This window comes from Alkaliphilus flagellatus (assembly GCF_018919215.1).
GTDB classification, from domain to species: domain Bacteria; phylum Bacillota; class Clostridia; order Peptostreptococcales; family Natronincolaceae; genus Alkaliphilus_B; species Alkaliphilus_B flagellatus.
This window is the reverse complement of sequence record NZ_JAHLQK010000001.1, coordinates 731069-747588: the sequence shown is the minus strand read 5'-3', so window position 1 is coordinate 747588 and position 16520 is coordinate 731069. Positions and strand designations below refer to the sequence as shown.

Annotated in this window: 14 protein-coding genes and 1 other RNA gene; 1 reads left to right on the top strand and 14 read right to left on the bottom strand. The window is 33.1% G+C overall.

Annotated features, from left to right (window positions below; translation table 11 throughout):
* Window positions 1-80 precede the first annotated feature (80 nt).
* From KQI88_RS03405 to KQI88_RS03395, 3 genes are all read right to left on the bottom strand, one after another.
* The gene (locus KQI88_RS03405) at window positions 81-719 is read right to left on the bottom strand and encodes a Vat family streptogramin A O-acetyltransferase (protein WP_216414939.1); all 639 of its coding nucleotides are present in this window, start codon (window positions 717-719) and stop codon (window positions 81-83) included.
* A gap of 670 nt (window positions 720-1389) precedes the next feature.
* On the bottom strand, window positions 1390-2109 hold the full coding sequence (locus KQI88_RS03400) for an NAD-dependent protein deacylase (protein WP_216414938.1): 720 nt from the start codon (window positions 2107-2109) through the stop codon (window positions 1390-1392).
* Between the two features lie 225 nt (window positions 2110-2334).
* Window positions 2335-3807 carry a protein adenylyltransferase SelO gene (locus KQI88_RS03395; RefSeq protein ID WP_216414937.1) on the bottom strand — a complete coding sequence of 491 codons (1473 nt, stop codon included), beginning with the start codon at window positions 3805-3807 and terminating at the stop codon, window positions 2335-2337.
* Window positions 3808-3970: 163 nt separating this feature from the next.
* Here KQI88_RS03395 and KQI88_RS03390 point away from each other — a divergent pair, with 163 nt between their 5' ends.
* Complete coding sequence (locus KQI88_RS03390; RefSeq protein WP_216414936.1) at window positions 3971-4219, top strand: hypothetical protein; 249 nt, start codon at window positions 3971-3973, stop codon at window positions 4217-4219.
* A gap of 87 nt (window positions 4220-4306) precedes the next feature.
* Here the strand turns inward: KQI88_RS03390 and ssrA are convergent.
* The 11 genes from ssrA to gap form a co-directional block, all read right to left on the bottom strand.
* Window positions 4307-4658, bottom strand: a transfer-messenger RNA (tmRNA) gene (gene ssrA / locus KQI88_RS03385).
* A gap of 20 nt (window positions 4659-4678) precedes the next feature.
* Window positions 4679-5146 carry an SsrA-binding protein SmpB gene (smpB, locus tag KQI88_RS03380; RefSeq protein ID WP_212379182.1) on the bottom strand — a complete coding sequence of 156 codons (468 nt, stop codon included), beginning with the start codon at window positions 5144-5146 and terminating at the stop codon, window positions 4679-4681.
* 115 nt (window positions 5147-5261) lie between these two features.
* Window positions 5262-7379 (bottom strand): ribonuclease R, encoded by a 2118-nt coding sequence (gene rnr, locus KQI88_RS03375; RefSeq protein ID WP_216414935.1) that lies wholly within the window; start codon window positions 7377-7379, stop codon window positions 5262-5264.
* Between the two features lie 136 nt (window positions 7380-7515).
* Entirely contained in the window at window positions 7516-7818 is a 303-nt protein-coding gene (locus tag KQI88_RS03370) for a DUF1294 domain-containing protein (RefSeq protein ID WP_216414934.1), read from the bottom strand.
* Window positions 7819-7956: 138 nt separating this feature from the next.
* Window positions 7957-9972 (bottom strand): sodium-translocating pyrophosphatase, encoded by a 2016-nt coding sequence (locus KQI88_RS03365; RefSeq protein ID WP_216414933.1) that lies wholly within the window; start codon window positions 9970-9972, stop codon window positions 7957-7959.
* Window positions 9973-10017: 45 nt separating this feature from the next.
* Window positions 10018-10242, bottom strand: a complete 225-nt coding sequence (gene secG / locus KQI88_RS03360) for a preprotein translocase subunit SecG (protein ID WP_246579093.1) — start codon at window positions 10240-10242, stop codon at window positions 10018-10020.
* 223 nt (window positions 10243-10465) lie between these two features.
* Window positions 10466-11758 carry a phosphopyruvate hydratase gene (gene eno, locus KQI88_RS03355; RefSeq protein ID WP_216414932.1) on the bottom strand — a complete coding sequence of 431 codons (1293 nt, stop codon included), beginning with the start codon at window positions 11756-11758 and terminating at the stop codon, window positions 10466-10468.
* A 15-nt stretch (window positions 11759-11773) separates the two neighbouring features.
* Window positions 11774-13309, bottom strand: coding sequence for a 2,3-bisphosphoglycerate-independent phosphoglycerate mutase (gene gpmI, locus KQI88_RS03350; protein ID WP_216414931.1), 1536 nt, complete (start codon window positions 13307-13309; stop codon window positions 11774-11776).
* A gap of 14 nt (window positions 13310-13323) precedes the next feature.
* The gene (gene tpiA, locus KQI88_RS03345) at window positions 13324-14070 is read right to left on the bottom strand and encodes a triose-phosphate isomerase (RefSeq protein WP_216414930.1); all 747 of its coding nucleotides are present in this window, start codon (window positions 14068-14070) and stop codon (window positions 13324-13326) included.
* 15 nt (window positions 14071-14085) lie between these two features.
* The gene (locus KQI88_RS03340) at window positions 14086-15279 is read right to left on the bottom strand and encodes a phosphoglycerate kinase (RefSeq protein WP_216414929.1); all 1194 of its coding nucleotides are present in this window, start codon (window positions 15277-15279) and stop codon (window positions 14086-14088) included.
* A gap of 228 nt (window positions 15280-15507) precedes the next feature.
* Window positions 15508-16518, bottom strand: a complete 1011-nt coding sequence (gene gap, locus KQI88_RS03335) for a type I glyceraldehyde-3-phosphate dehydrogenase (protein ID WP_216414928.1) — start codon at window positions 16516-16518, stop codon at window positions 15508-15510.
* Window positions 16519-16520: the final 2 nt, after the last annotated feature.

The following is a 16520-nucleotide window of genomic DNA, read 5'->3' as shown; positions in this document are numbered from 1 at the left end:
CAATGGTGAAGACGAATAACAGAAATGATATCCTCTATTCAAAATTTCTCCTATCAAAAAATTATTCTCACCTTAAAAAGTTATTTGATAGACTTAATTCTATCTAAATCTGGGCTACAAAGTACTTCAAGATTTTCAAAGATTTTTTCTTCACACCAATCCCACCATTTTAATTTTAATAAATAATTAATCAATTCATCATCAAATCTCTTTTTTATAATTTTACATGGATTACCTCCAGCAATATGATATGGAGGAACATCTTTTGTTACTACAGAATTAGCAGCAATAATTGAACCATCTCCAATATGCACACCAGGCATTACTGTAACATTCTGTCCAATCCATACATCATTGCCAACAATAGTATCTCCCTTAAAAGGTAAATCTTCAAGGGTAGGTGTGGCTTTTTCCCATCCACCCCCCATAATATTAAAAGGATAGGTTGTTACAGAGTTCATTCTGTGGTTTGCACCATTCATGACAAATTCTATTCCTTTTGCTATTGCACAAAACTTACCTATAATAAGTTTATCACCTATAAACTCATAATGGTGTGTAACATGATCTTCAAATTTTTCTGCTCCATCTACATCATCATAATAAGTGTACTCTCCAACCTGAATATTAGGATTTTTAATAACATTTCTTATATAACAAATACTCTTTATGTTTTCATTAGGATAAATACTGTTTGGATTTGGGCCAAATTTATTCATATATCTTATCTCCTTTATAGTTAAATTTAATTTTTACTTAGTTTTACCTTTACATAATTTTTATATTTAAAGCTTCTAACAACATATGCTTTCCTCCTTACATAAAAAAACAAAAATCCCCACAGATGAACAATATCACCCATGGGGATTTTATTTATATAAAGACCTTTTATTACATTCAAATTAAACTTAATACACAATATATATTTAGCCTATATTTTAATTATAAGAAAACAAACATATATTTTTATATGTGTATATTTATAGTTATTCTGTTTATATAAAAGAGTTTAATAGAAGATATTGTTCTTAAAATGCATGATTAAATGAAGTTCTATTCTAGAACTTTTTAAGCATTTCAAACTATTTAATTTTAATAGTTTAATTAAGAACTGTTATATCCATCTCCTTAAATCTCCTTTTTATATCATTATAATTTTAGTTAAGTATATAACCTAACCCTCTTATTGTCAACAAATATTTATTAAAAAACCATATTGAATATCTCATCAATACGGTTATGAATTAAATACTTGTATATTTATCTCTTGGAGCAGTAGGTATATATTTTTTATTATTTAAGTTAAATAAATTTTTCATTGTACTACTCCTCTCTTATTGATTAGTTGTATTTTAATTACATTTTTTCTTCATATTATTGTCAATATACTTATATAATCTTTTTAAATACATCAGAAATATTAGTATTTATAACTATGTTTGCTTGCTTATCCCAAGGAGTAGGAGTTTTATTAATTAAAACTAAATGTTTACCTTTAAAATATTTTAAAAAACTAGATGCTGGATAAACAGTTAAGGAAGTTCCACCGACTATTAATGTATCTGCCTTACTTATACTATCTATTGTTTTAGATATAATATTATCATCTAGTTGTTCCCCATAGAGAACAACATATGGCTTTATAACACCACCACAAGCACATACAGGTATGTCTTTAGAGCTTATGACATATTCTACATCGTAAAACTTATTGCATCCAATGCAATAATTACGATTTACAGAGCCATGTAACTCTAAAACATTTTTACTACCAGCCTTTTGGTGCAATCCATCAATATTTTGTGTAATAATTGCTTTTAATTTACCAATATCCTCTAATTTTGCTAGTGCTATGTGTGCATAATTAGGCTTTGCTTCACGATATATCATTTTCTCTTTATAAAATTTGTAAAATTCTTCGATATGTTTAAAGAAAAAATTGTGGCTTAAAATTTCCTCAGGACTATAAAGTAGATTAGTTTTTTTATTATAAATACCATCTGCAGAGCGGAAATCTGGAATTCCAGATTCGGTAGAAACCCCTGCCCCTCCAAAGAATACTATGTTTGTAGAGTTGTCTACTATTTCTTTTAACTTATCTATACTCATAAAACTTTTCACCTCGCTATGCCTACATTATACCAATATTTAAGTACTTAAGCTAATTTAATAAAAAAATCCACGATGATACTCAATTATATTATCGTGAATTTTTTTACCAAGATTATTCGTAGGCATAATACCCACGGTTAAATTTAATATATATCATAATTTTTCATATAAATTTTAAACCTAGAGATCTTATCAAGGATAAGGTCTTGTCGCTACTAAATCCTATGTCCCGCAAAAAGTTCTGTAAGGACAATTTGAAGGTTTAGGTAGCTTTGCATACTCCTCTTGGTCTTTTGAATGTTCATATGGTCTTGAAATCACATCAAGAAGCTTTCTCATAACACTAAAATCACCTTTGTCACCAGCTGCTATTGCCTCTTCTACCCTATGGTTTCTTGGAATTACTGCTGGATTAGACTCCTTCATCAGCTGATGTACTAGTTCCTTTGACTGTGGCTGCCTTTTAAGTCTTTCTTGCCACACCTTATACCAATTATCAAATTCTGTACTATTAAACATGTCTTTATCCTTATTCTTATTAAAGGTCAATGTAAGGAACGTATTAGTATAATCTTCGCTGTACTTTTCCATCATATTAAGTAAATCTTCAATGATGGCCTTATCTTGTTCTTCTTCATTAAATATTCCAAGTTTTGATCTCATTTTAGATAACCAATTTAAATAATATAACTCAGAGAAATTAGAAATAGCATCTTGAGCTATTTTTATAGCATCTTTCTGATTTTCATGCAATAAAGGTAATAAGGTTTCAGCAAATCTACATAAATTCCATTCAGCCATAATAGGCTGATTTTTATATGCATAACGTCCCTTAATATCAATGGAACTAAATACAGTATTTGGGTTATAATTATCCATAAAAGCACAGGGACCATAGTCAATAGTTTCTCCACTAATGGTCATATTATCAGTATTCATAACACCATGTATAAATCCAACGGTTTGCCATTTAGAAACAAGACTAGCATGAGATTTTATTACTTCATTAAGTAAATTAAGATACTTATTCTCATCATCTTTTATATTTGGAAAATGTCTTTTTAATGAATAATCAGCCAGCTCTTTAAGTTGATTCGTACTACCAAATTTCGATGCATATTCAAAGGTACCAAATCTAATGTGACTAGAAGCTACACGAGTTAATATTGCGCCTTCTTTTTTACTTTCACGAATTACAGATTCACCAGTTTTAACTACTGCCAAACTACGTGTAGTCGGAATGCTAAGGCCATGCATGGCTTCACTTATTATATATTCACGAAGCATAGGTCCAAGCACTGCCCTTCCATCTCCTCCACGAGAGTATGGAGTTCTTCCAGAGCCCTTAAGCTGAATGTCATATCTTTCATCCAAAGGTGTTATTTGCTCACCTATTAATAATGCTCTGCCATCTCCTAGCATTGTAAAGTTCCCAAACTGATGACCAGCATAGGCTTGAGCAATAAAAGCGCCATCTTCTATAGTCTTATTACCTGCAAGTATTGACACACCTTCATAGCCTTCAAGGGCATCACTATTTAACCCTAGGGATTTTGCTAAAGGATAGTTGAGAATAACTAACTTAGGTGAGCGTACTGGGTTTAAATTAATTTTGCTAAAAAATATTTTTGGTAAAGTAATATAGCTGTTATCTAAGTTCCAGCCCATTTCTATAACTTCTTTTTTATTAGTCATTTTATCTCCTACTTATTTTATATTTTTAGTGTGTAATTTGTATTATATAAATTAATATACCCTTATTCATAATTTAAAATTACTTTGTTTTTTCTTAATACAAAAATATTACATTCATTATGATATAATACAACTATAGAACATATATTTGGGAGGTGTAATAATGTCCCCTGAAGAAAAAGCATACATTGCCAAAAAACATCAGAATTCATTCACATATATAACAAAATATGATGATGCAATTAATCTTCTAAAAGAGATCGAACCCTATCTAATTATTACTCAAAAAAAGCTAAGAGCCCAATTAATTATAAATGAATATAAAAATGTGACTCCAAGAAATGGCAGATACTCTGCAAAATCATTGAAATTAAAAGAAGAATTTTATAACAAATTTAGAGCTATTAAGTAAGTATATAATAACTATAATTTATTCAATGTTTTAGATTTCAAAACACAAAAACCGTACTGTCTTCACAGTACGGTTTTATTTGTTATTTGGTGGAGGCGAGGGGAATCGAACCCCTGTCCGAAGGCCCTTTACCACCAGATTCTACGAGCGTAGTTGTTGTTTTAAATCTCGTCTCCTCTGTCGTCCAACAACATACTACAGATTTGACCAGCCCTAATTGTACAACTTAAGGTCAAGGCATCCATTAAGACGTTCCCCGCATAGATGACGTTTCTATCCTAACGGCGGGAGGTTAGGGAGAAACGAGCTGCGCTATTAGGCAGCTAAAGCGTAATTATCGTTTGCGTTTATCTTTAATGCTCAGTTTTTGACGTGCTCCCAAGCAAAACACGGCTCGCTACTAATGACTCCAAACCCCCGTCGAAACCAGTACGCCCCCATAATTATAGTGGAACAAAATTACATTTTTTGTCTTTGACGTAACTCTTTGTCTATTCGACGCTCAGCATCCTTTTTGGCTATATCTTGGCGTTTGTCGTAATTCTTTTTACCAATACCAATGCCCAGCTCAACCTTTATCAATCCATCCTTCAAATAAAAACTCAAGGGGATTAGGGTATATCCTTTTTGCTGAACATATCCAATAAGCTTTCTAATTTCACTCTTATGAAGTAGAAGTTTTCTTACTCTTAAAGGATCTTTGTTGAATATATTTCCCTTTTCATAGGGACTTATATGAACATTATACAGGAAAACCTCGCTATTTTCAACACGAGCATAGCCATCCTTAATATTAACTTTTCCTTGCCTAATAGACTTTACTTCAGTGCCAACCAAAACAATACCTGTTTCAAAGGTTTCCTCAATAAAGTAATCGTGCCTTGCTTTTTTGTTAGCTGCTATTAGTTTTCGTCCTTTACTAGCCATGCTTTTCACCCTTTATATATTCTTTACTTCACAAGTGTTACTGATATATTTTATCATTAATATAGTCATTTGTCAATTCAGACCATATTAGTATGAATAATCGGGCATAACCCGATTATTCCGCTAAAGTAAAATCTATTTCTCTTTGCGCTATATCAACCTTACTCACCTTTATTTTCACAACATCGCCCATTCTATATATTTTTTTCCGTCTTTCACCTATTAGCATATGCTGTTCACTATCATAAATATAATAATCATCAATTAAATAACTTAAACGAATTAAACCTTCTATTGTATTGTCCAACTCCACGAACATACCAAAGGAGGTAACTCCTGAAACAATACCTTCATATACTTCGCCAATTTTATCGGCCATGTACTCTGCTTTTTTCAAATCTTCAGTTTCTCTCTCAGCTTCATCCGCAAGCCTTTCTCTTGTTGAGGATTGATCTGCAATATTAGGTACTATTCCACCTAATTGTTCTAATCGCTTATTATTTAGTTTTCCGTTAATAGACTCCTTTATAATACGATGTATTTCAAGGTCTGGATATCTTCTAATAGGTGATGTAAAGTGACAATAGTATTTTGCAGCCAATCCAAAGTGCCCTAGGTTATGTCCAGCATACCTAGCCTTTTTAAGAGATCTAAGCATCAAAGTATTTATTAATCTTTCTTCCTTAGTGCCTTCTATTTTCTTTAGTAAATCTTGTAGAGTTTTAGGATGAATCTCCGTATTTAATCCCTTTAAATGATAACCAAAATTATGAATAAACTTATTAAACTCTTCAAGCTTTTCTAAACTAGGATCTTCATGCACACGATAAACAAAAGGAGTATTTTGCCAGTAGAAATACTCTGCCACAGTTTCATTACAAACTAACATAAACTCCTCTATCATACGATTAGCAATACGTCTTTCGTATTTTCTAATCTCAATTGGCTTGCCTTTGTCATCTAGAATTACCTTAGATTCTGGAAAATCAAAATCAATTGCACCTCTATTTTCTCTGCGGTTTCTTAATATTAAACAAAGACTCTCCATCATTTTAAACATATCTACTAAATTCGAATACTTTTGCTTTAACTCTTGATCATCTTTTTCCAAAATATCAGAAACATCTTCGTAAATCATTCTTTCGTCTATATTAATAAGACCTTCTACAATTTCGTGGTTAATAACTGTACCTCTATTATCTATTTCCATAAATACAGATAAAGTTAATCTATCTACCTTTGGATTAAGGCTACAAATTCCATTTGATAATTTACGAGGCAACATAGGAATAACTCTATCTACTAAATAGACGCTGGTCCCTCTTTCTAAGGCTTCTTTATCTAGAGCCATTCCTTCTCGTACATAATGGGTTACATCTGCTATATGTACGCCTAGTTTATAATTACCGTTTGATAGTTGTTCTATAGAAATGGCATCATCTAAGTCTTTTGCATCGGCTCCGTCTATAGTTACCATAGGTATAGATCTTAAATCTTTCCTATTTGCTTTCTCTTCTTCTGGTACTTCCTCTCCTACCTTAGCAACCTCAGCCTCCACATCTTGAGGGAAATCTGGAGTCAATTTATACTTTTTCATTATAGAAAGTATATCTGTACCTACATCATTTTTATGTCCAATTACTTCAATAACTTTTCCTTCTGGATTTCTTCTTGCCTCTGGCCACTTAGTAATTTCGCAAACTACCTTATAGCCTTCTTTTGCACCATTTGTTTCGCTTTTAGGAATAAAAATATCTACATTTATTTTAGGATCATCAGGAACTACGAAACCAAAGTTTCTACTATCCTCGTATATACCAACAACTTCTGTATTGGCTCTTTCTAATATCCTAATTATTTCTCCTTCAGCCTTTCGTGTTTCACTATTTATTACATTTACTCTTGCTACTACTCTATCATTGTTCATAGCACCATTCATAAAGTTAGCAGGCACAAATACATCGGATACTTCAGGTCTATCAGAAATTATAAACCCATATCCCCTTTGGTGTACTTGTAATCTCCCAACAATTAATCCCATTCTCTCTGGGGCACCATAGCGCTTTTTTCTAGTTTTAATAATTAAACCTTCCCTAACCATATCATCTAATAAGCTGGAAAAATCATCACTTTGTTTTCTCTCTATGTCAAAAACATTTCTAAGTTCTTCTTCTAGCATTGGACTATAGGCTGTTTCGTACATAAATTCTAATAGTTTTTCTTTTACTGACAAATTAACCCCTCCTTTTCCTACTAGTATTATTGCCAAATTATATATATTATTAGCTATTAATCATAATTTTATTGTTAAAATGTAAATTTATCCTCTAACTAACATCCTAAAAAGTCTATCTATGCATAGGCTTTTTCTATAAATAGTATATAATTACACGATTTACGATTAAGTTAAATATGTACATAAGTGGAACTCCTATAGAAAATTTCTTCTTATTTATTTTATGCTTAAATATAATCATACCAATCATAATTCCAGCTGCGCCACCAATAAATGAAATAGTCATCAATGTAAACTCTTGTATTCTCCATTTTTCCTTTGAAGCCTTATATTTATCTATACCCATTAATACAAAGCCAACCAAACTAATTAGCAATATATATATACCAAAAATTTGCTCGCCTCTAGAATATGATAGTAAAAGCTGATTAATCATACTTTATTCTCCTCTCTTAGCATTCTAATAATATGTAAGTCCTAATCATTAAACATATATTAACTTGAATATTTTGCCAATGCCCTATATCAAGAAAAAAGACTCTCAATCTTTTAGATCAAGAGTCTTGAGCTTATCTTATTTTATCAGATTCATAATTATTCCTGCACCAAATTTCACAAATAATGGAGCAAATACTACAGAAACAATTGTCATAAGCTTAATTAAAATATTGATTGATGGTCCAGAAGTATCCTTAAATGGATCCCCTACAGTGTCACCAACAACAGCAGCCTTATGAGGTTCACTTCCTTTTCCACCATGATTACCTTCTTCAATGTACTTTTTAGCATTATCCCATGCACCACCTGCATTTGCCATCATAATAGCCATTAATACTCCAGCCACTAATGAACCAGCTAAAAGTCCTCCAACAGCATCTGCTCCTAATAAAACTCCTGTTAAGATTGGGGCGATTACAGCAAGTAAACCAGGCACTATCATTTCTTTTAAAGCAGCAGCAGTACTAATATCAACACAAGTTGCATAATCTGGCTTTGCTTTTCCTTCCATAATACCAGGGATTTCTTTGAACTGTCTTCTTACTTCTTCTATCATTTGGAATGCTGCTTTTCCTACAGCTTCCATTGTCATAGCAGAGAATAAGAATGGTAGCATACCACCAATTAGCATACCTGCAATTACGGATGGATCCATTAGGTTAATTCCTTGTAATCCAACTGCTTCTGTGTAAGTTGCAAACAATGCTAAAGCAGTTAGTGCAGCAGAACCGATTGCAAAGCCTTTACCGATAGCAGCTGTTGTATTACCTACAGCATCTAGTTTATCTGTAACCGCTCTTACTTCCTTTGGAAGCTCGCACATTTCTGCAATACCACCAGCGTTATCTGCAATTGGACCATAAGCATCAACAGCAATTGTCATACCTGCAGTTGCAAGCATCCCTACAGCAGCTAAAGCTATACCATAAAGTCCCGCAACCCCAAATGCAATTAGAATTCCTGCAGAGATTAAAAGAATAGGAGCAGCAGTCGATGCCATACCTACGGCTAAACCACTGATTATAGTTGTTGCTGGACCTGTCTCAGATTGCTGTGCTATTTTCTTAACAGCGGCATAATCTCCAGAAGTATATACCTCTGTAATCTGTCCGATCAAAGTACCTACTATTAAACCTGTTACTACTGCTAAAAATCCTTTTAAATCTCCTAATAGTCTATTACTTAAGAAGAAAGCAGCAACTACTGTAATAATACCAGCTACATAAGTACCCATTTTAAGAGCTTTTCCTGGATCAGATTTTTCATCACCTTTAACAAAGAATGTACCAATAATAGATGCAATAATTCCAATTGCTGATAAAGCCAATGCAAATACAGCTCCATTTTTGCCATAAGCAACTAAACCTAAAGTAATTGCAGAAATAATTGATCCTACATAGGATTCAAATAAGTCTGCTCCCATACCTGCAACGTCTCCTACGTTGTCACCAACGTTATCAGCAATTACTGCTGGATTTCTTGGATCATCTTCTGGAATACCAGCTTCAACTTTACCAACAAGGTCAGCTCCAACATCGGCAGCCTTTGTATATATACCTCCACCTACACGACCAAATAGAGCAATAGAAGAAGCTCCTAAAGCGAATCCAGTAATAATTCTGGCTGCTTCAATCTCTCCTACATTCTTAGTGAACACTATGTATAGTGTACCAACTCCTAAAATACCAAGTCCAACAACAGTCATACCCATTACAGCACCACCAGAGAAGGCTACGCTTAACGCTTTATTCATTCCACCTTCTTTAGCTCCATTAGCTGTTCTTACGTTAGCTTTTGTTGCCACTTGCATTCCAATAAATCCTGCTAAAGCTGAGAATAGAGAACCAACTATAAATGAAATAGCTGTTTCCCAATCAATGCCAAATCCTAGTATTACAAATAGTACAACTACAAAAATAGCTAGAGTTTTATACTCCCTTGTTAAGAAAGCCATAGAACCTTCATGAATGTAAGAAGCAATCTCTTTCATTCTATCTGTACCAGGAGATACCTTGTTGATTTTACTAATGAGCATATAAGCAAATATAAGTGCTACTACCCCTACAATGGGTGCTAAAATCATAAAGTCCATTGATGATAATCCTCCTTCTATTCAGTTTTCTTTTGTTTTATATATCTATTGAATTGCAACCAACGCAATAGCTATAACTATAAATAAAACTGCAGCAATTTTAGTAACCTTGGCTAATAAACCATCAAAACCTCTGCTTTGTTTAGCCATTAGCTGTGCTCCGCCACCAAATGCACTAGAAAGTCCTTCACTTTTACCAGATTGTAATAAAATACTTCCAATAAGTATAAGACACGCTATTACTTGAATAATCATTAGGAATATTCTCAATTTTCACACCTCCTATATTATAGTTAACATTCATATTGTAACATAGCAAATTGGTAAAATCAATCAAAAATATTTGTTTCACCTGTTTAAGAAGGGATTCTACAGTTTCCTAAGGTAATGAATAAATGGAAAATAATATAACGAGGATGCTAGTATCCTCGTTATATTATTGGTATAATTTTACAATATTATTCTAAGCCATTAATTTTTCGCGTATATATTACTATTTTTTTAAGTTGTAGAATACTTCTTCTCCTAAATATTGTGCAGTAAATCCAAGCATATCTTCAATTCTTAATAATTGATTATATTTGGCAACACGGTCTGTACGAGCAGGCGCACCAGTTTTAATTTGACCAGCATTTATAGCTACTGCCACATCTGCTATTGTAGAATCTTCACTTTCTCCTGAACGATGAGAGATTACCGCAGTATATCCAGCTCTCTTAGCCATTTCAATAGCGTCTAATGTTTCTGTTATTGTACCAATTTGGTTTAGTTTTATTAATATTGAATTAGCCGTTCCTGCTTTAATACCTTTTTTTAGTCTTTCAGTGTTTGTTACAAATAAATCATCTCCAACTATTTGAATCTTTTTACCTAATCTTTCAGTCATTAAATTCCATCCGTCCCAGTCTTCTTCGCTTAGTCCATCTTCAATTGAAATGATAGGATATTTATTAATTAACTCTTCATAGAAATCAACCATTTCTGCAGCAGTTTTTGTAACACCTTCACCAGATAATTTATATACTTTTTGATTCTCATCGTATAATTCTGTAGCTGCTACATCTAATGCTAACTTAATATCTTCTCCTGGTGTATATCCTGCCTTTTTAATAGCTTCAACAATTACTTGCAGTGCTTCTTCGTTTGAAGCTAAGTTAGGTGCAAAGCCACCTTCATCACCTACACCAGTAGCTAGACCTTTTTCCTTAAGAACTGATTTTAAATTATGATAAACTTCAACACCCATTCTTACAGCATTTGTAAAGCTTGTAGCACCTACAGGCATTATCATGAACTCTTGAATATCTACATTATTGTCTGCATGTGCTCCACCATTTAAAATATTCATCATAGGTACTGGTAATTGTTTTGCATTTACTCCACCCAAATATTGGAATAGAGGTAATCCTAAAGCCTCTGCCGCAGCCTTAGCGACCGACATAGATACTCCTAATATAGCATTAGCACCAAGTTTTCCTTTGTTTGGTGTACCATCTAAATCGATCATAATTTGATCAATAGCTACTTGGTCTACTGCATCTAACCCAATTATTTCTGGGGAAATAATTTCATTTACATTTTCAACAGCTTTTTGTACTCCTTTACCTAAGTATCTTCCTTTATCACCATCCCTAAGTTCTACAGCTTCAAATGCTCCTGTGGAAGCTCCTGAAGGAACTATTGTTCTTCCTACTGCACCACTTTCTAAGTAAACTTCTACTTCAACAGTAGGATTTCCTCTTGAGTCCAATACTTCTCTTGCATAAACATCACTTATAATTGACATATGTAAATCTCCTCTCTATTTTTGAATTAAACTTTCTCCAGTCATTTCAGTTGGTTTTTCTTGATTTAAAAGTTCTAGTAATGTAGGTGCTATATCTGAAAGACGTCCATCTTCTTTTAGCTTTATATCTCCTGCCCCAACTATAATTAAAGGAACAGGGTTTGTTGTATGAGCTGTTATAGGTGTTCCATTTTTTTCGTTAATCATATCTTCTGAGTTTCCATGATCCGATGTAATTATGGAGCTACCACCTTTTTCTATAACCTTACTAACAACCTTACCTAAACAACAATCTACAGTTTCTAGTGCTTTTACTACTGCATTTAAATCTCCTGTATGTCCAACCATATCAGGATTTGCATAGTTTACTATTATTAAATCATATTTATCTTCATCAATTTTCTCAATAAGTTTATCTGTTAATTCATAGGCACTCATTTCTGGTTGTAAATCATAAGTGGCTACCTTAGGCGATGGAATAAGTAATCTATCTTCATTTGAATTCGGAGTTTCAACTCCTCCATTAAAGAAGAAAGTTACGTGAGCATATTTTTCTGTTTCTGCGATTCTTAGCTGATTAAGTCCTTGCTTACTAATATACTCCCCTAAAGTGTTTGTTAGAATATGTGGTTCGTATGCAACTTTAACTCCTTCAATAGTTTTATCATAAAGAGTCATAGAAACATAATTTAATGGAAAATAACCATTATCTCTTTCAAAACCGTCAAAATCAGTATCAACTAGCGCTCTAGTTATCTGTCTAGCACGGTCTGGTCTAAAGTTAAAGAATATAACTCCATCTCCTGATTCTAATTTGTCATAGTTTCCGGCTGAATTGGGTATTACAGTAGGCATAACGAATTCATCATTTTCTCCTAATGAATATGCTATCTCTACAGCATTTAAAGGATTATCAGCGATTCTCCCTTCGCCTAGTACCATAGCATCGTAGGCTAACTTAGTTCTATCCCATCTTTTATCTCTATCCATAGCATAGTATCTTCCAGATATTGTAGCTATTCTACCTATTCCCATTTCATTAGTTTTATCCTCTAAAGCGGAAATAAATCCAATTGCGCTTTTTGGTGGTGTGTCTCTACCATCTAGAAAGCAATGTATATAAACTTCATTTAAACCTTCTTTTTTTGCCATATCTATCAATGCAAATAAATGCCCAATATGACTATGTACACCGCCATCAGAAACTAATCCCATTAAATGTAGTTTCTTACCGCTATTCTTTACAGAGGAAATTAGCTCTAGAAATTTAGTGTTCTTATAAAAATTACCTAGTTCAATTTCTCTAGTAATACGGGTAAGTTCTTGATAAACTACTCTACCAGCTCCAATATTTAGATGACCTACTTCAGAGTTTCCCATTTGTCCTTCTGGTAGTCCTACATCTAATCCACTAGCTGAAATTTGTGTATTAGGATAATTATTTATATAACTATTGTAGTTTGAAAGTTTAGCAGCTTTTACAGCGTTTCCAAATTTACTTTCTCTTATTCCGAAGCCGTCTAAAATAATAAGAGCAACAGGCTTTTTCATATTTATCTTCCTTCCTAGAAATTGACAATTCCTAAAAACTCTTCCGCCTTTAGGCTAGCGCCTCCAACCAAGGCTCCATCAATGTCTGTTTCATTCATAATTTCAGTAGCATTAGAAGATTTAACACTACCGCCATATTGAATTCTAACTTCCTCCGAAATCTCTGATCCATATTTTTCTTCAAGTAAAGATCGAATATATGCTATTACTTCATTTGCCTCCTGAGAAGAAGCAGTTTTTCCTGTACCTATGGCCCAAACTGGCTCATATGCAATTACTATATTTTCCATATCTTTATCATCAATATTTTCAAAAGCAGCTAATATTTGTATTTTAATGATATCAAAAGTTTTGTTATCTTCTCTTTGTTCCAGAGTTTCTCCAACACATACTATTGGATTTAATCCATTTTCAATAGCCTTAGCTACCTTTTTATTAACAGTTTCATCTGTTTCATTAAAGTATTGTCTTCTCTCAGAGTGACCAATTATTACATAATCAACTCCTACATCTTTCAACATATTAGCTGAAACTTCCCCTGTAAATGCTCCCTCATCTTCCCAATGCATATTTTGGGCTCCAAGCTTAACTTTTGATCCTGCTAAAGCTTTTTTAACCTCACTAAGCACAGTAAATGGACAGCATACAACTACTTCAACATCAGTTTTGCTTACTTCATCCTTTATTTGATTTACAAGCTCTAATGCTTCATTAGTTATTTTATGCATCTTCCAGTTACCAGCAATAATAGGTTTACGCATATTTTACACCTCACCTTATTTATTTTCTAGCACATCTATTCCTGGCAATATTTTACCTTCTAAAAATTCTAAAGAAGCTCCTCCCCCTGTAGAAATATGTGTCATTTTGTCTGCAAACCCTAATTGTTCTACAGCAGCAGCGCTATCCCCACCACCAATTATTGTAGTTGCTTTACTATTTGCTAATGCCTTTGCTATTTCCCTAGTTCCTTTAGCAAATGCAGGCATTTCAAATACCCCCATGGGTCCGTTCCAAATTACAGTCTTTGCTTCTTTTACTTTTTTGGCAAATAGCTCTCTAGTTTTTTCGCCTATATCTAGGCCCATTGTTTCTCGAGGAATACTATTACTGTTCACAGTCCAGTGATCTGCATCAGCAGCAAATTCCTTTGCTACAACTGTATCGATTGGAAGTAGTAACTCTACATTTTTTTCCTTAGCCTTTTCAATTAAATTAGCAGCTAGACTTACCTTATCCTCTTCTAGTAGAGACTGTCCTACTTCGTAGCCTTTAGCCTTAAAGAATGTATAAGCCATTCCTCCACCAATTATTAATGCATCAACCTTATCTATCAAGTTTTCAATAACCCCGATCTTATCCGAAACTTTTGCTCCACCTAATATTGCAACAAAAGGTCTTTCGGGAGATTCTAATGCTTTGCCTATAAAGCTTACTTCTTTTTCTATTAAATATCCCATAGCTGAAGGTAGGAATTTAGCAATACCAGCAGTTGAAGAGTGTGCCCTATGAGCTGTTCCAAAGGCATCATTAACATATGCATCTCCTAAGGAAGCAAGCTCTTTTGAAAAATCCTCATTATTTTTTTCTTCCTCTTTACGATAACGTACATTTTGAAGTAATAAAATTTCACCTTGTTTTAATTCAGATGCTAACTTTTTAGTTATATCTCCAACTACTACATCATCAGAAGCAAATTTTACTTCTTTTCCAATTAACTCTGAAATTCTTTTTGCTACAGGTGCTAATGAATATTTAGGATTCGGCTCTCCATCTGGCCTACCTAAATGAGACATTAAAATTACAGACCCTCCTTTATTTATTATGTACTCTACAGTTGGCATAGCTGCTCTGATTCTTATATCGTCTGTAATATTTCCTTCTTTGTCCATTGGTACGTTAAAATCACATCTTACTAGGATCTTTTTACCTTCAACATCTAAATTTTCCACTGTTCTTTTATTAAGCATTTACATCCATACCTCCTTGGAAATAAACAATCCATTAGTATATAACATTAACCTATTAGTATATGTTATTGTTATATATATGTTACCACATTTTTCTACAAAATTAAATCCTTGAACATAACATTAAATATATTTTTTTATAACGCATAGGAAAGTATACATTGCTTTAATGTATACTTTCCATAAGTTGCACTATAGTAAAAATTTCTTTAATTTAAACAAGTTTTCTTATAATCCCTTAGCTACAATATGACTAGTAAGATCTACTACTCTTGCTGAGTATCCCCATTCATTATCATACCAAGCCACTACTTTTACCATAGTACCATCTATTGTCATAGTGCTTAATCCATCTATTATTGTAGAGTGGGGATCTTGCTTATAATCGATAGAAACCAGTGGTTCTTCAGAATACTCTAGTATACCTTTTAGCTCTCCTTCTGCCGATTTCTTAAATACTTTATTTATTTCTTCTTTACCTACTTCCTTGCCTAACTCTAATACTAGATCTACAACTGATACTGTAGGTGTTGGGACCCTCATTGCCATACCACTTAGTTTCCCTTTTAATTGCGGAAGTACTAAAGCAACAGCTTCTGCAGCACCCGTAGTAGTAGGTATAATTGATTCTGCCGCTGCCCTTGCTCTTCTTAAATCATCGTGTGGTAAGTCTAAGATCCTTTGATCATTTGTGTAAGAATGTATAGTAGTCATAAGCCCTTTTTTAATAGTAAAGTTTTCATCTAATATCTTTGCCAAAGGTGCTATACAATTAGTTGTACACGATGCATTAGAAATTACACTGTGGTGTAGTGGGTCATAATCTTTCTCATTTACCCCCATCACTATTGTAATATCTTCATTTTTTGCAGGGGAAGATATAATTACTTTTTTAGCACCCGCAGTAATATGTTTAGAGGCATCCTTTTTACTTCTAAAAATACCAGTTGATTCTATAACAATGTCTACACCTAATTCACTCCAAGGTAAATTTTCTGGATCTCTTTCTGCAAAAATCTTAATTTCCTTACCATTAACAATTATGGCATTGTCTTTATAATCTATTTCTCCATTAAACTTACCAAATAGGCTATCATATTTTAATAAATGAGCTAATGTTTTAGGATCTGTTAAATCGTTAATAGCTACAATGTCCCAATCTCTCTTATTCTCAGATGCTATCTTAAATACATTTCTTCCAATTCTTCCAAAACCATTTATTGCTACTTTAATACTCATAA